Here is a 15,936-nt window from a genome sequence, read left to right on the forward strand (position 1 = left end):
GCTCTACGTCACCTGCACGCCGCACTTGCGCAGCACCGTCTTGGCGAAGCCGAATGGCGCCGGCGTGAACGGGCCCGCCGGCGCACGGGTGATCAGTGCGAGGACACCGAGCGCGGCTATCGCGAGCCAGAAGCACAGCCAGAAGCCGTCGATATAGGCGAGCACGTTGGCCTCGCGCTGCACGATGCCCGCCAGCGTGCCGATCGCGCGCGGCTGTGCTAGTCCGGCGCCGTGGGCAGCGAAGTGATCGGCAAGCTGCTTCAGCATCCGCACCACGTCGACGTCGCCGACGCCGAGGTTCTGGCCGAGATAGAAGGAGTGGACTTGCTCGCGCACGCGCAGCCATGTCCCCATCAGCGCCACGCCGATCTCGGCGCCGCCGAGCCGCATGATCTGGATATAGGCCGCGAACGACGTCGCGCGGCTCGGGTCGGAGTTCGACAGCAGCGTGATGATCAGCGGCAGCAAGGTCAGCGACTGCCCGATCGCCTGGAGCAGCACGATGCCGACAAAGTCCTCGCGCGCCCAGTCATGGGTGAGCTGCGTGCCCCAGAGATTGGCGGCGGCGAAGCAGGCGAAACCCACGACAATCACGGTGCGCGTATCGAAATGCCGCAGCAGCCAGATCGAGAGCGGCACCAGCACGAACATCGGGAGCGCGCCATAGGTGAGCAGGAGCACGCCGCTCTGCTCGGGCCTGAGCAGGGCGATGGCAGCGAGGAAATTCGGCACCAGCGAGGCGTTGGACAGGCTGGTCAGCGTGTAGAGCAGGATCAGCACCAGCCCCAATCCGATATTCCGCGAGAACAAGACGTTCACATGCGCCCAGGGCTGCCGCACCAGCGACTCGTTGACGAGGAAGCCTGCGAACAGCACCGCGCCACCGACAAGCAGCGCCATCACCGTTCCCGAACCCAGCCAGTCCAGCCGGTTGCCCTGATCGAGCCCGGCGTAGATCATCGCGACACCTGCGCCGAGCAGCAGCATGCCGCCCCAATCGGCCTCGCGCAGCAGCGCGCGGTTCACGGGCTCGTTCGGTGTGCCGAGATAGACCATCAGCCCCATCAACGGCGCGATCACGACGCTCTGCCAGTACAGCCATTGCCAGCCGAGATGGTCGACATAGAAGCCGACCAGCGAACTCGAGCTATCGAGCGCAAAGCCGACGCGGATCGAATAGATCGAGATCGCCGGCAGCCACCACCGGATCGGCAGATTGCGGAACACGATCATCAGCGTCGCCGGCACGAAGGTGCCGAGCAGGAGGCCATGCACAACGCTGAGCGCGAGCAGCGTTGGATAATCGTGCACGAAGGGAACGATCAGCGAGATGACGGCATAGACCAGGCTCGGAACGCCAAGCACGCGCCGCAGCCCGAACACGGTCGCGAGCCATGCCACTGCCGGCGCGATGAAGATCTGCGAGCCGATGCCGGCGGTCGAGAGCCAGGCGCCCTCGTCGAAGCTGAGCGAGAACGCGCCGCGCAGGTCGGGCAGGCCGACCGTGGTCAGGCGGCTGTCGAAATTGGCGAGGAAGGAGCCGAGCAGCACCGCCGCAACGGCGAACAGCGGGCGCGGCGCGACGCCGCCGCGCGACAGCGGTCCGCGATCGGCATCGTCATTTTCCGCCATTCGCAGCCTTGGTGTCGATGCGGGTGACGACCGACATGCCCGGCACCAGCCGCGCCAGCAGCGGCTGGTTATCATCGAGCTGGATCCGCACCGGAATGCGTTGCACGACCTTGGTGAAATTGCCGGTGGCGTTATCGGGCGGCAGCAGCGCCACTTGCGCCCCCGTCGCCGGCGCGATGCGCTCGACCGTGCCGCGCAGCGTCTCGCGCGGAAAACTGTCGACGGTGATCTCGACCGGCTGGCCCGGCGCGACGTGCGTCAGCTGGGTCTCCTTGTAGTTCGCGATCACATAGACCTTCGGCAGCGGCACCACGTTGATGAGGTTGGTGCCGATATTGACGTAGTCGCCGGGCTGCACCTGGCGCTCGCCGACGACGCCGTCGAACGGCGCCGATATCCTGGTGTAGCCGAGCTTGAGCTTCGCACCCGCCAGCGTTGCCTTGGCCGCGGCGACATCGGCGGCGCGCTGCTTCCGGGTGCCTTGCAGGACTTCGAGCTGATGCTGCTGGGCTGCAATCACGGCGCGGCTCGCGCGCACGTCGGCCTGCGCCTTGGCGTAAGCAGCCACCGCCTGCTCGAGCCGCTGCCGCGTGCCGGCTTCGGTCTGCGACAGCGATTGCTGACGCTCCTGCTCCTGCCGCGCCTCGACCTCCATGGCTTCCGCGGAGAGCCGCGCCGCCTGCGCCTGCGCGATCGTCGCATATTGCAGCTCGATCTGGTTGGCCAGATTGTCGAGCGTGGCCTGCGCGGCGGCGACCGAAGCTTCGGACTGCGCGACCTGGGCCTCATAGTCGGCGGGATCGATCTGGATCAGGAGATCACCGGCCTTGACGCGCTGGAAGTCGGTCACGGCGACGGTCAGCACTTCGCCCGAGACACGGCTGGAAAGCCGGGTCAACTCGGCGCGCACATAGGCATCATTGGTGGTCTGGATCGCCGCATTGCCGACCCATTCGTCGAAACGCAACGTCGCCAGCGCGACGAAGCCGAGCGCGACGATCACGGCGAACAGCGGGATCGCGAACCGGCTCCAGAGTGAGGTCGCCGGAGGCTGTGTCGGCTTGGGCGGTGAGGCTGGTGCTGCGGCGACCGATGGCGGCGACGAGACCTGTTCCTGTTGACTCACGACATGCCCCCCAAAATCGGCTGCGCTTGGACTCGAATCTCACCGCCATCATTCCGGGATGGTCCGAAGGACCAGACCCGGAATCTCGAGATTCTCAGGTGCGCAATGGCGCACCATAGTTCGATGCTGCGCATCGCCCCGGAATGACATCGGTTGCTCAGATCGTCTTCTCCGGCCACCGGCACAGATCGTTGATCAGGCAGACCTCGCAGCGCGGCTTGCGTGCGAGGCAAGTATAGCGGCCGTGCAGGATCAGCCAATGATGGGCATGCAGCATGAACTCGGCCGGGATCACCTTTTCGAGACCAAGCTCGACTTCGAGCGGCGTCTTGCCGGGCGCAAGTCCCGTGCGGTTGCCGACGCGGAAGACATGCGTGTCGACCGCCATGGTGTGCTCGCCGAAGGCCATGTTGAGCACGACGTTGGCGGTCTTGCGTCCGGCGCCGGGCAACGACTCGATCTCGGCGCGCGTGCGCGGCACCTCGCCGCCGAACTCGCTGAGCACCTTGGCGGACAGCGCGATCACGTTCCTTGCCTTGGTGCGGTAGAGGCCGATGGTCTTGATGTACTCGCGCAAGCGCTCCTCGCCGAGATCGAGCATCCTCTGCGGGGTGTCAGCGATTTCGAACAAGGCGCGCGTCGCCTTGTTGACGCCGGCGTCGGTTGCCTGCGCCGACAGCACCACGGCGACCAGCAGCGTGAACGGATTGACGTGCTCGAGCTCACCTTTCGGTTCCGGGTTGGCTTTGCGGAAACGGCTGAAGACCTCGTGGACCTCGGCGGGCGTCCAGCGCTTTATCGCCTTGAGCGTCTTCTTGGCGGGCGCGTTCGGCTTCGCGACGATCGCCTTTGCCTTCTTCTTCGGCACCGGCGCGTTGCGCGGAGCCGGCTTGCGGGTGATTTTCGCCATGATCGGGATATACTGAGGGACGATGAGCATAGGCAACGAAATTGAGGGCAGCGATCCTGATCCGCGCGAGGTGCAGATCTTCTCCGCGCTGCTGACGCCGCACCGCTCGCTGAACCGCACCGGCTTCCTCGCCGTGATGCTGTTCCTGAGCGTGGTCAGCTTCGTCACGGGCCTCGCCTTCCTGATGATGGGTGCCTGGCCGGTGTTCGGCTTCTTCGGCCTCGACGTGCTCGTGATCTGGTGGGCCTTCAAGGCCAATTTCCGCGCGGCGCGGGCCAGCGAAGAGATCGTGGTCACGCCGTCGGAGCTGCGGGTGCGCCGCGTCAGCCATCGTGGCCAGGTCTCGGAATGGACGTTCAATCCGCTCTGGGTCCGGCTCGACCAGGAGGTCGACGAGGAATACGGCATCGAGCACGTCTATCTGATTTCCCGCGGCCGCCGGCTGCTCATTGCAGGCTTTCTCGGGCCAGAGGAAAAAGCTAGCTTTTACAATGCCTTGGTCGGCGCCCTGAACGCCGCCCGGCGCGGCCCGACCTACAATCCGGTGACCTGAGCGCAGTCAGAAATCGGGTGGTTTCCCACCCGTCCCTCTCCTACATTTCCAGTCATGATGACACTCGCCATACATGACCAGCGCCTGGCCAGGCCGGGCACCCAGAACGCCGCGCTGCGCGACTATGATTCGGTGCGCCGGGCGATCGCCTTCATCTCGGAGAACTGGCGCGCGCAGCCGACCATCGAGGCGATGGCGGATGCGGCCGGGGTCACGCCGGATGAGCTGCACCATCTGTTCCGCCGCTGGGCCTCGCTCACGCCGAAGGCTTTCATGCAGGCGCTGACGCTCGATCACGCCAAGGGTTTGCTGCGGGACTCCGCGAGCATCCTCGACGCCGCGCTCGACTCCGGGCTGTCAGGCCCGGGACGGCTGCACGATCTCTTCGTGACCCATGAAGCGATGTCGCCGGGCGAATGGAAGAACGGCGGCGCCGGCCTGACCTTGCGTTACGGCTTTCACCCCTCGCCGTTCGGGACGGCCATCGTGATCGCGACCGATCGCGGCCTGTCGGGCCTCGCTTTCGCCGATCATGGCGAGGAGAAGGTCGCGCTGGCCGACATGACCCGGCGCTGGCCGAACGCGACCTATTTCGAAGATCACGAAGGCACCGCGCCGCTGGCGCAGCGCATCTTCGATCCAAAACTGTGGCGGCCGGACCAGCCGCTGCGCGTGGTTATGATCGGCACCGATTTCGAGGTGCGGGTGTGGGAGACGCTGCTGAAAATCCCGATGGGCCGCGCGGTGTCCTATTCCGACATCGCCTGTAACATCAACAGCCCGAAGGCCTCGCGCGCCGTCGGCGCGGCGGTCGGCAAGAACCCGGTCTCGTTCGTCGTGCCCTGCCACCGCGCGCTCGGCAAGAGCGGCACACTGACGGGCTATCACTGGGGCATCACCCGCAAGCAGGCGATGCTGGGCTGGGAAGCCGGGCAGCTGGGGGTGCAGTAGGCTAGGCGAGATGCCGTAGGGTGGGCAAAGGCGCAACGCGCCGTGCCCACGATCTCTCTGAAAGGGCCGACAGAACGTGGGCACGCTTCCGCCTTCGCTCTTCGAGCTACGGCGGACAAGTCGCTTTGCCCACCCTACGAGACCGTCGCTAACCCGCCAGATCGAGCTTCGAGGCCACCGTCGAATCCGCATTGAGCCGGTAGATGATCGGCACACCCGTCGCCAGCTCGCGCTTCAAAATGCCTTCGGGTGAGAGCTTTTCCAGCACCATGATCAGCGCGCGCAGCGAATTGCCGTGGGCGGCGACCAGCGTGCGCTTGCCGTTGAGCACGCCGGGCAGGATCTCCTGCACGTAGTACGGCAATGCACGTGCGAGGGTGTCCTTCAGGCTTTCGCCGCCGGGCGGCGGCACGTCGTAGGAGCGGCGCCAGATCAGCACCTGGTCCTCACCCCATTTCTTGCGCGCGTCGTCCTTGTTGAGGCCGGAGAGATCGCCGTAATCGCGCTCGTTCAGCGCGAGGTTCTTCGTCGTCGGCAGGCCCTCCTGGCCGAGCTCGCCGAGAATGAGGTCGAGCGTGTGCTGCGCGCGGGTGAGCACCGAAGTGTAGGCGACGTCGAACACGAGGCCCTGCGCCTTCAACTTGCGGCCGGCTTCCGTGGCTTCCTTGACGCCGAGCTCGGTGAGGTCAGGGTCCTTCCAACCCGTGAACAGGTTCTTCAGATTCCATTCGCTCTGGCCGTGGCGCACGAGCACGAGAAGACGTTCGCTCATTGACTGCTTTCCGTTCGGGTTATTTGTTTGAGCATGATCTTGTCGGAAAACCGCTCCACACTTTTCCGGATCATGCTCGTCGATCAGATATCGGCGAGGCCGAGCACGTCGGCCATGGAGTAGTGGCCCGGCTTCTTGCCATGCGCCCACAGCGCCGCCTTCAGCGCGCCATGGGCGAACAGCATGCGATCCTCGGCCTGGTGCGACAGCGTCAGGCGCTCGAACGGGCCGAGGAAGGTGACGCTGTGATCGCCGGCGACGGTGCCGCCGCGCAACGAGGCGAAACCGATATTGCCCGGCCTGCGCGCGCCGGTGATGCCGTCACGGCCACGCTCGGAATGGTCATCGAGGGTGACGCCGCGGCCGCTGGCTGCGGCCTGCCCCAGCATCAGCGCGGTGCCGGATGGCGCATCGACCTTCATCCGGTGATGGGTCTCGACGATCTCGATATCAAAACTCTGGTCGAGCGCCTTGGCGACGCGCTTGACCACGGCGGCCAGCAGATTGACGCCGAGGCTCATATTGCCTGATTGCACCACGACGGCGCGGTTGGTGACGCTCTTGATCACGGCATTGTCGGAGCCCGACAATCCGGTCGTGCCGACGACATGCACGATCCCGCGCTGTGCCGCGATCGCGACATTTGCGATGGTCGCCGCCGGAACGGTGAAGTCGAGGATGCCGTCGGCCTCCTTCGACATCGCCCAGAGGTCAGCGGAGAGCTTGATGTCGTTGGCCGGCAGTCCTGCGAGCACACCGGCATCCTTGCCGAGCAGCTCCGAGCCGGGGGCCTCGAGCGCGCCGGCCAGCACCGCGCCTTTGCTCTCGGCAATCGCCCGCACCAGCGCGCGGCCCATCCGGCCACCGGCTCCAGCAACAATCAGGCGCATGTCGGACATGGTGTGATCCTCTCATGGCCGTTGTAGCGGGGGGACGCAGTTCCGGCAACCGAGGGGGGAGCAGACGGGCAACCCTCTCTAAAGTGTCATGGCCGGGCTTGTCCCGGCCATCCGCGCCTTGCCACGCGCAGGAAGAACGTGGATGCCCGGGACAAGCCCGGGCATGACGACCCCTCGTGAACGTTCAAATGCGACGGCCCCTCCCGCGCAGGGGAAGACCAGCAGCACGCCTCAGCCGTCAGACGGCTGCGGGCCGTCATAGCCCTCGATGATGATGAGGTCGGCGACCGAGTGCGGCTGGCGCACCTTGATGTTGGCCTGGTATTCCGGCGAATTGTAGCAGGCGATCGCGGTCTCGTAGTCCGGGAATTCGATCACGACGTTGCGGGTGCGGCTGGCGCCTTCGACGGTGGTGAACTTTCCGGCGCGGACGACGAAGCGACCACCCCACTTCTTGAAGATCGGGCCGTTGGCGACGGCGTAGGGCTTGTAGCCCTCGTCACTGCTCACATCGACGCGCCCGATCCAGTAGCCTTTTGCCATTGTTCTTCTCCCTGTTGTTGCTGATCTTCATTTGAGCATGATTTGATCGGAAAACCGCTTCACACTTTTCCGGATCGTGCTCAGAGCGCCTGCGCGATCTCGGCCTGGATGGCTTCCGCAATCGCCTTCGGATCGGCGGCTTCGACGACCGGCCGTCCGACGACGAGATAATCGGCGCCGGCGGCGATCGCGCGGCCCGGCGTCATGATGCGCTTCTGGTCGCCGGTCGCCGAACCGACCGGCCGGATGCCGGGGGTGACGAGATGCATCTGGTGGCCGACGATCTTGCGCAAGGCCCCGACTTCCTCCGGCGACGACACCAGTCCGTCGATGCCAAGCACCTGCGCCTGCTGCGCGCGGGCCTCGACCAGCTCGGAGACGCCGAGCCGATAGCCGGCCGCATGCAGATCGTCCTCGTTGTAGGATGTCAGCACCGTGACGGCGAGGATCTTCAGGCTGGAATTGCCGCGGCCTTCGACTGCGCCCTTCATGGTCTGCGGATAGGCGTGCACGGTGAGGAAGGTGGCGCCGAGCCTGGTGATGCTTTCGACGCCTTGCATCACGGTGTTGCCGATGTCGTGCAGCTTGAGATCGAGAAAGACCTTCTTGCCCTTGTCGGCGAGCTTGCCGACCAGCGGCAATCCGCCGGCATAAGCGAGCCGATAACCGATCTTGTAGAAGCTGACGCTGTCGCCGAGACGATTGATCGTCGCCTCCGCGGCATCGACGCTGGGCAGATCGAGCGCGACGATCAGGCGGTCCTTGGGGGCGATCTCGGCTGGCGTCATGTCACCTCACATCATGCGTTGGGAAAAGTCGATCAACTGCGCCACCAACTCCTTCAACGCGGCGATATCGCCCTCGTTCTTGAGCCTGTCCATATCGTCATAGGCCTGGTCGGCAAAGGCAAGCGTGAGCTGGCTGGCAATCACATTGGCGTGGCAGGAGGTCAGGATCAGCCGCAGCGCCTGCAGCGCACGGGCCGCGCCGAGCCGGCTCTGCGAGGCGCCGGCGAGCGCGAAGGCGCGGTTGCGAAACACATCGCCGCGCGCCTCGTGCAGATCGTGCACGCGGCTGACCCAGTCGATTGCGTTCTTGAGCAGCGGCGGCACCGAGGCATTGTATTCGGGCGAGACGATCAGCACGCCATGATGCGCGCCGATCATACGCTTGAGGTTGATCGCGTGCTTCGGCAGGCCGGACTTGGCCTGGAGATCGCCATCATAGATCGGCAGCGGAAAATCGGCGAGCGAGATGCGGGTGACGTCCACGCCGGCCCGGGCAAACTCATAGGCGGCGACCGCCGCCAGCTTCGCATTGTGCGAGCCGGTGCGCAGCGAGCCGGGAATGATCAGGATCTTGGGAGCTGACATCCAATCCAATGCGTTCGGCGAAACGAGCCCGCCGCGCAAAGAACCGAGCCGGCGGAATTAATGCTTGCGATACACCCAGACGCGGGCGGGCGGAAGGTTCATCCAGATCCGTTCCGACGCCTCTGTGGACACGCCGGGCAGCGATTTCGGGATCGGCGGCACCACCGCATAGGTGAACTGGACGAAAGGCGCGCCGGGCGCGAGCGCCGCAAAGGCGTCGCGGATCAGCCGCAGCCGCGTCAGCATCGGTTTTGTCACCAGCGGCAGGCCGGAGACGACCGCGGAGGCCGGCGCGCTCAGGACGTTCCAGAGCGTGTCACGCAGGCGATAGGCATCGCCCTGCACCACCTTGGCCTGCGGATAGCGGTCGCGCAGCAGGGCGCAGAAGCCGGGATTGTATTCGACGAGGACGAGACGCTTCTGGTCGACGCCGCGCTCGATCAGGGCCGAGGTGATGGCGCCGGTGCCGGGTCCGAGCTCGACCACAGGCGCGTCCGAATCGACATCGACGTAATGGGCCATGGTCCGGGCCAGCAGCTTGCCCGACGGCATCACCGCGCCCATGTGGAGGGGCTTTTCGATCCATGATCTGAGAAAGCGCACCTCGTCGTCGAGACGAGGCTTCTTCAACGCACGCGCGGACGATGGCAATGGCATGTCAGGACCGGACGGGACCGCGGGACCGCGGCGTGTCAGAAAATGGTCATAAAGACGTATAGGCCGAAGGCGGTATGGTCAAGCCGGGTCAACTCGCCCGATTACCGAAGAAATCCTTGACCTTGGCGAAGAAGCCCTCGGATTCCGGCTGGGTGTTGCCGGAGGAAAGCTTTTCGAACTCGGCCAGCAATTCCTGCTGCTTCTTGGTGAGGTTCTGCGGGGTCTCGACCACGACCTGAACATACATGTCGCCCATCTGGCGCGACCGCAGCACCGGCATGCCTTTTGATGCAATGCGGAATCGGCGGTTCGACTGGGTCCCGGCCGGCACCTTCACCTTGGCCTTGCCCTTCTCGATGGTTGGCACCTCGAATTCGCCGCCGAGGGCGGCCGTCACCATCGAGATCGGCACACGGCAATGCAGATCGGCGCCGTCGCGCTGGAAGAACTGGTGCTGGGCCAGCGACAGGAAGATGTAGAGGTCGCCGGGCGGACCGCCGCGAACCCCTGCCTCGCCCTCGCCGGCGAGCCTGATCCTTGTGCCGTCCTCGACGCCCGGGGGAATGTTGACCGAAAGATTCCGCTCGCGGGTGACGCGGCCCTGGCCCGAGCACGACGGGCAGGCATCCTCGATCATCTGGCCGCGGCCCTGGCAGCCCGGACAGGTCCGCTCCAGCGTGAAGAAGCCCTGTGACTGCCGCACGCGGCCGGCGCCGCCGCAGCTCGAACAGGTCTTCGGCTTGGTTCCGGCCTTGGCGCCGATGCCCGAGCAGGCCTCGCAGGTGACCGAGACCGGAATCTCGATCTGCGCGGTCTTGCCGCCGAAGGCTTCCTCGAGCGTGATTTCCATGTTGTAGCGCAGGTCGGCGCCGCGCTCGCGGCCGCCGCGGCCGCGCTGCCCGGCCATGCCGAACAAATCTTCGAAAATATCGGAGAAGGAAGAGGCAAAGCCCGCACCGAAGCCGGCGCCGCCGCCGCCCTGCTCGAAGGCGGCATGGCCGTAGCGGTCATAGGCCGCGCGCTTGTCCTTGTCCTTGAGGACCTCGTAGGCCTCGTTGATTTCCTTGAACTTGACTTCGCTGGTGTCGTCCCCGGGATTGCGGTCCGGGTGGAACTTCATCGCCAGCTTGCGGAACGACGATTTCAGAACGGATTCGTCGGCATCGCGTTCGACTTCGAGAGTTTCGTAATAGCAGCGCTTGGTGGACGTGGACATGTGGGACTCGGTCTATCCAATCGCGATTCAAGTCGGAGCGAAACGACGTCGCCACACGACGATATAGGCAGCCTTCTGCCCGGCGGCAGAGGGTCGCTTGGCGGCGTTCAGCATAACGGCTGGGAATTGATCGATCGTAACGGGCGACCCGCCCGTCCGTCCCGACACGGCGGCCTCCCCCGCGAAGGAGGAGGCCGGTAGAGCGTGTGGGGTCCAAGCCGTCCGCATCATGACCCTCTTGGGGTTCAGGCGGACTTCTTGTTGTTCTTGTCGTCGTCGACTTCGGTGAATTCCGCGTCGACGACGTCGTCCTTGGCCGCGTCCTTCTTGGCGTCGGCCTCGGCCTGCTGCTTGTACATGGCCTCGCCGAGCTTCATCGAAGCCTGGGCCAGCGTCTGGGTCTTGGCCTTGATCGCCTCGGCATCGTCGCCCTTCAGCGCTTCCTTGAGGTCGCCGACGGCATCCTCGATGGCGCGGCGCTCGGTCTCGCCGACCTTCGAACCGTGCTCGGCCAAAGCCTTCTCGGTCGAATGCACCAGACCATCCGCCTCGTTCTTGGCGGTCACGGCCTCGCGGCGCTTCTTGTCCGCCTCGGCATTGGCCTCGGCGTCCTTGACCATCTTCTCGATGTCGGCTTCCGACAGGCCGCCGGAGGCCTGGATGCGGATCTGCTGCTCCTTGCCGGTGGCCTTGTCCTTGGCCGAGACGTTGACGATACCGTTGGCGTCGATGTCGAAGGTCACCTCGATCTGCGGCATGCCGCGCGGAGCCGGCGGAATGCCCATCAGGTCGAACTGGCCGAGCATCTTGTTGTCGGCCGCCATTTCACGCTCGCCCTGGAAGACGCGGATGGTGACCGCGTTCTGGCTGTCCTCGGCGGTCGAGAACACCTGGCTCTTCTTGGTCGGGATCGTGGTGTTGCGGTCGATGATGCGGGTGAACACGCCGCCCAGCGTCTCGATGCCCAGCGACAGCGGGGTGACGTCGAGCAGCAGCACGTCCTTGACGTCGCCCTGGAGCACGCCGGCCTGGATCGCAGCGCCGATCGCCACGACTTCGTCCGGGTTGACGCCCTTGTGCGGCTCCTTGCCGAACAGCTGCTTCACGACTTCCTGGACCTTCGGCATGCGCGACATGCCGCCGACCAGAACCACTTCGCCGATCTCACCGGCGGTGACGCCGGCGTCCTTCAGCGCCTTTCGGCAGGGCTCGACGGTCTTCTGGACGAGGTCGTCGACCAGCGCCTCGAACTTGGCGCGGGTGAGCTTCATCGTCAGATGCTTCGGGCCGGTCTGGTCCGCGGTGATGAAGGGCAGATTGATCTCGGTCTGCGTCGTCGAGGACAGCTCGATCTTGGCCTTTTCAGCGGCTTCCTTCAGGCGCTGCAACGCGAGCTTGTCGTTGCGCAGGTTGATGCCCTGCTCCTTCTGGAATTCGTCGGCGAGATAGCCGACCAGGCGCATGTCGAAGTCTTCGCCGCCGAGGAAGGTGTCGCCGTTGGTCGACTTCACCTCGAACACGCCGTCGCCGATCTCGAGGATCGAGATATCGAACGTGCCGCCGCCGAGATCGTACACCGCGATCGTGCCGGTCTTGGTCTTGTCGAGGCCATAGGCGAGCGCGGCCGCGGTCGGCTCGTTGATGATGCGCAGCACTTCGAGGCCCGCGATCTTGCCGGCGTCCTTGGTCGCCTGGCGCTGGGCGTCGTTGAAGTAGGCGGGAACGGTGATGACGGCCTGATCGACCTTCTGGCCGAGATGGGCTTCCGCGGTCTCCTTCATCTTCTGCAAGATGAACGCCGAGACCTGCGAGGGCGAGTAGGTCTGGCCGTCGGCCTCGACCCAGGCGTCGCCGTTGGAAGCCTTCACGATCTTGTAGGGGACGAGCTTCTTGTCCTTCTCGACCATCGGGTCGTCGTAGCGGCGGCCGATGAGGCGCTTCACTGCGAAGAAGGTGCGCTCGGGATTGGTGACGGCCTGGCGCTTGGCCGGCTGGCCGACGAGGCGCTCACCGTCGTCCGTCACGGCGACGATCGAAGGCGTCGTGCGCATGCCTTCGGAATTCTCGATGACTTTGGCGTTCTTGCCATCCATCACGGCGACGCACGAATTCGTGGTGCCGAGGTCGATCCCAATGACCTTTCCCATGGTCCTGATATCCTTGTTTTTGCGGCAGGTTGGCTGGGCCCAGAAGGCACCCGACCGAAACCCCCTAAGATCAAACATCCGCGATATTGCGATGATTGAGGCTCATATAGGAGGGGGGGAGGGGCCCGCAAGGACCGAAGCTACGTTTCTGCCGTGAAAACATTGGGTTTTGGACGATGATATCCGGGCTTCACCGCCCTTGCGGGTGAGGAATTATTAACAGGTTCAGGCTTCAGCAAGCCCCCCGCTACCGCAAGCCCGCCCACCCTGTTGCCGCAAGCCCAAACCCGGTAAAAGGCGGACCGGCCGGGCAGCCGCCACAGCTGCTTCGCGCGACAATGCGGCCCGGTGGCCGACCATCGAACGGCCTCAATGTGAACCAATCAGAGTGCCCATGAAGCTGATCCGCCCCCTCGCCGCGCTCGCCCTTCTGATCGCCTCCGCGTTTCCGGCCTTCGCCGCCGACGCCGTGTTTCCACCCGGCTTGCGCCTCGGCATGGTGCCGCTGGTCGGTCTCAGCACGGCAAAAACGTTTCCGGGATTCGAGAGCGAGGATGGCAGCGTCAAGGTGTTGATCACCGAGCTGCCGCCGGCAGCCTATGGCGAGGTCGTGAGCGCCTTCAATTCCAATCCGGCCGGCGCTGGCGGCGTCAAGCAGGACAAGATCGAGACGCCCGCGGGCCTCGCTTATTTCACCACCGAAAGCGGCAAGGCCGGCGACACCCCGGTGAAGCGCTATTCGATGATCGTGCCGGGCGCCGGCTTCTCCGGCTACGTCGCGGTGCAGGTCCCGGAGAATGCGACCAAGATCTACACGGATGAGGCGGTGCGGCAGATGTTTGCGACCGCCACTACCCGCAAGCAGGTCTCGGCCGAGGAGCAGATCGCGCTGATGCCGTTCAGGATCACCGATCTCGCCGAATTCAAGGACATCCGCACTCTGGCGCCGGGCTCGAGCATCATCCTGGCGGACGGCGACGAGAGCACCGGTTACGAGTCGAAGCCGTTCATGATCCTCGGCCTGATCGGCGCCACGCCGCAGCAGGCCGACGACCGCGCCCGCTTCGCCCAGGAGGCGGCGCTGCAGATTCCCGGCGTGCGCGAATCGCGCGTCACCATGTCCGAGCCGATCCGCATCAACGGCCAGCAAGGCTTCGAGACCCGGATCGACGGCATCAGCGGCAAGGACAAGGTCCCGGTGACCGTGGTGCAGTGGATCCGCTTCTCGAGCGGAGGCGCCTCGCTGCGCATCATCGCCAGCGCCCCGCGCGACCAGTGGCTGGCCGCCTTCACTCGCTTCCGCGCCGTGCGCGACGGCATCCAGCCGAAGGGGTAGGCCAGAGGCGCTCCAACACACTCGGTGTCGTCCCGGCGAAGGCCGGGACCCATACCGCGTGATCTCGCGATTGCGGTCGGTCGCAGTACCCCCGAAGAGTCTTCGCCAAACTTCTCCCTGGGGGTATGGGTCCCGGATCTGCGCTGCGCTTGTCCGGGACGACAGCGGTGTTGAGGCTGCACGCCCAACCCCTCATCAAACCCGGCGGCATTTTCGGGCTTCTGTTCGTACACGAACGGAACTAGGCTTCGTCTCCGTTGAGTTCATCCGAAGGGGAGGCGAACGATGCTGGATCGGCGACAAGTCTTGGCAATGCTTGGGACGACGGCGCTTGCAACGCTGGCTCCAACCGCACTCCTTGCAGCGGCATCGATCAAGCCGGACGATGCCTCCGCGCTGCTCGTGATCGACGTGCAGAACTGCTTCCTGCCCGGCGGCAGCCTCGCGGTGAAAGAGGGCGAGCAGGTGGTGCCCGTCATCAACAAGATCTCGAGAGCATTTGCGAATGTGGTGATGACGCAGGACTGGCACACGCCGGGCCACATCTCGTTTGCGTCGGTGCATTCCGGCAAGAAGCCGTTCGAGACCGTCGACCTTCCCTATGGCAAGCAGGTGCTGTGGCCCGACCATTGCGTGCAGGGCACCGATGGCGCTTCGCTGTCGAAGGACCTTGCGATCCCGCACGCCGAGCTCATCATCCGCAAGGGCTTTCACAAGGACGTCGACAGCTATTCGGCCTTCCTCGAAGCCGACGGCAAGACCTCGACAGGACTTGCCGGCTATCTGAGGGGACGCAAGATCAAGCGCGTCTTCGTCGCAGGGCTCGCGACGGATTTCTGCGTCGCCTGGACCGCGCTCGACGCGCGCAAGGCTGGCTTCGAGGTCTATGTGGTGGAAGACGCCTGCCGCGGCATCGACACGCAGGGCTCGCTGGCAAAAGCCTGGGCCGATATGGCCAAGGCCGGCGTGAAGCGGATTCAGTCTGCGGATATCGCGAGCGCGCAGGGCTAGATGACTGTCATTCCGGGGCGATGCGAAGCATCGAACTATGGTGCGCCATTGCGCACCTGAGAATCCCGAGATTCCGGGTTCGGCTCTTCGAGCCGCCCGGAATGACGCAAAAAAATCAGTTCGCCGCGCCGCTCGACTCGTTGTTGTTCGCCGCGGCCGCGGGCTTCGCGCCGCCCTTGGCGACACCGACCAAGGCCGGGCGCAGCACGCGCTCGCCGATGGTGTAGCCGGCCTGCATGATCTGCACCACGGTGCCCGACGGCACCGACGGATCAGGCACTTCGTACATCGCCTGGTGGAAGTTCGGGTCGAACCTCTGGCCCTGCGGATCGAGCTTCTTCACGCCGTGCTTTTCCAGCGCGTTGAGCAGCGAACGCTCGGTGAGCTCGACGCCTTCGATCAGCGATATCAGGCCGGGATCGGCCGTGGCGCGGGCCTCGGCCGGAACGGCATCGAGCGCGCGCTGAAGATTATCGGCGATGTCGAGCACGTCGCGGGCAAAGCCGGTGATGCCGTAGAGGCGGGCGTCGGCGACCTCCTTGGTGGTACGCTTGCGCAGATTCTCCATCTCGGCCAGCGTCCGCAGCATGCGGTCACGCGCCTCGGCGGCTTCCTTCTGCAACAGCTCGACTGAGCCGGGCTCGGGATCGTCGGGCATGATGTAGGGTTTTGACACCACGGGCTCGCCGGTCGCGGCAGTCGTGTCTTCGGGTTGCCGGTCTTGCTCGGTCATCGGCTCTAATCTCGAACTCGTTTCCAGGGATTGTTGGCCCGGATATCGTGCCTAAAGCGCCGAAAATCAAGCGCCCG

The 15,936-nt window shown here is 65.1% G+C and carries 16 protein-coding genes; 4 read left to right on the forward strand and 12 right to left on the reverse strand.

Going from position 1 to position 15,936, the window contains the following annotated elements; translation table 11 throughout:
- Positions 1-3: 3 nt before the first annotated feature.
- The 3 genes from XH81_RS20775 to nth form a co-directional block, all read right to left on the reverse strand.
- Positions 4-1,632 (reverse strand): MFS transporter, encoded by a 1,629-nt coding sequence (locus XH81_RS20775; RefSeq protein WP_028139422.1) that lies wholly within the window; start codon positions 1,630-1,632, stop codon positions 4-6.
- On the reverse strand, positions 1,619-2,758 hold the full coding sequence (locus XH81_RS20780; RefSeq protein ID WP_028139421.1) for an HlyD family secretion protein: 1,140 nt from the start codon (positions 2,756-2,758) through the stop codon (positions 1,619-1,621). Before XH81_RS20780 ends, XH81_RS20775 begins: the two co-directional genes overlap by 14 nt.
- Before the next feature lie 157 nt (positions 2,759-2,915).
- A complete protein-coding gene (gene nth / locus XH81_RS20785) occupies positions 2,916-3,668 on the reverse strand; it encodes an endonuclease III (RefSeq protein ID WP_028139420.1) in 753 nt (250 codons plus the stop codon).
- A 22-nt stretch (positions 3,669-3,690) separates the two neighbouring features.
- Here nth and XH81_RS20790 point away from each other — a divergent pair, with 22 nt between their 5' ends.
- The gene (locus XH81_RS20790; RefSeq protein ID WP_028139419.1) at positions 3,691-4,221 is read left to right on the forward strand and encodes a DUF2244 domain-containing protein; all 531 of its coding nucleotides are present in this window, start codon (positions 3,691-3,693) and stop codon (positions 4,219-4,221) included.
- A 54-nt stretch (positions 4,222-4,275) separates the two neighbouring features.
- Positions 4,276-5,172, forward strand: a complete 897-nt coding sequence (locus tag XH81_RS20795; protein ID WP_028139418.1) for a methylated-DNA--[protein]-cysteine S-methyltransferase — start codon at positions 4,276-4,278, stop codon at positions 5,170-5,172.
- A gap of 148 nt (positions 5,173-5,320) precedes the next feature.
- Here XH81_RS20795 and XH81_RS20800 read toward each other — a convergent pair whose 3' ends face one another.
- The 8 genes from XH81_RS20800 to dnaK form a co-directional block, all read right to left on the reverse strand.
- Entirely contained in the window at positions 5,321-5,944 is a 624-nt protein-coding gene (locus tag XH81_RS20800; protein ID WP_028139417.1) for a 2,3-bisphosphoglycerate-dependent phosphoglycerate mutase, read from the reverse strand.
- Between the two features lie 83 nt (positions 5,945-6,027).
- Positions 6,028-6,843, reverse strand: coding sequence for a 4-hydroxy-tetrahydrodipicolinate reductase (gene dapB / locus XH81_RS20805; protein ID WP_028139416.1), 816 nt, complete (start codon positions 6,841-6,843; stop codon positions 6,028-6,030).
- A 231-nt stretch (positions 6,844-7,074) separates the two neighbouring features.
- Positions 7,075-7,386, reverse strand: coding sequence for a DUF1330 domain-containing protein (locus XH81_RS20810; protein WP_027566211.1), 312 nt, complete (start codon positions 7,384-7,386; stop codon positions 7,075-7,077).
- Positions 7,387-7,466: 80 nt separating this feature from the next.
- Positions 7,467-8,174 (reverse strand): orotidine-5'-phosphate decarboxylase, encoded by a 708-nt coding sequence (gene pyrF, locus XH81_RS20815; protein ID WP_028139415.1) that lies wholly within the window; start codon positions 8,172-8,174, stop codon positions 7,467-7,469.
- Between the two features lie 6 nt (positions 8,175-8,180).
- On the reverse strand, positions 8,181-8,759 hold the full coding sequence (locus XH81_RS20820) for an NADPH-dependent FMN reductase (protein WP_028139414.1): 579 nt from the start codon (positions 8,757-8,759) through the stop codon (positions 8,181-8,183).
- A 57-nt stretch (positions 8,760-8,816) separates the two neighbouring features.
- Complete coding sequence (locus XH81_RS20825; RefSeq protein ID WP_028139413.1) at positions 8,817-9,416, reverse strand: class I SAM-dependent methyltransferase; 600 nt, start codon at positions 9,414-9,416, stop codon at positions 8,817-8,819.
- An 88-nt stretch (positions 9,417-9,504) separates the two neighbouring features.
- The gene (gene dnaJ, locus XH81_RS20830) at positions 9,505-10,632 is read right to left on the reverse strand and encodes a molecular chaperone DnaJ (RefSeq protein ID WP_028139412.1); all 1,128 of its coding nucleotides are present in this window, start codon (positions 10,630-10,632) and stop codon (positions 9,505-9,507) included.
- A gap of 245 nt (positions 10,633-10,877) precedes the next feature.
- Entirely contained in the window at positions 10,878-12,779 is a 1,902-nt protein-coding gene (gene dnaK / locus XH81_RS20835; RefSeq protein WP_028139411.1) for a molecular chaperone DnaK, read from the reverse strand.
- A gap of 394 nt (positions 12,780-13,173) precedes the next feature.
- Between dnaK and XH81_RS20840 the strand changes: the two genes are divergently transcribed.
- A complete protein-coding gene (locus XH81_RS20840; protein ID WP_028139410.1) occupies positions 13,174-14,115 on the forward strand; it encodes a hypothetical protein in 942 nt (313 codons plus the stop codon).
- A 285-nt stretch (positions 14,116-14,400) separates the two neighbouring features.
- Positions 14,401-15,126: a bifunctional nicotinamidase/pyrazinamidase gene (gene pncA, locus XH81_RS20845; RefSeq protein ID WP_028139409.1), complete on the forward strand. Its 726-nt coding sequence runs from the start codon at positions 14,401-14,403 to the stop codon at positions 15,124-15,126.
- Between the two features lie 115 nt (positions 15,127-15,241).
- Here the strand turns inward: pncA and grpE are convergent, their stop codons facing one another.
- Complete coding sequence (grpE, locus tag XH81_RS20850; protein ID WP_028139408.1) at positions 15,242-15,859, reverse strand: nucleotide exchange factor GrpE; 618 nt, start codon at positions 15,857-15,859, stop codon at positions 15,242-15,244.
- Between the last annotated feature and the right edge of the window lie 77 nt (positions 15,860-15,936).

It is taken from the genome of Bradyrhizobium sp. CCBAU 25360, assembly GCF_028128695.1.
In the GTDB taxonomy this organism is placed as follows: domain Bacteria; phylum Pseudomonadota; class Alphaproteobacteria; order Rhizobiales; family Xanthobacteraceae; genus Bradyrhizobium; species Bradyrhizobium ottawaense.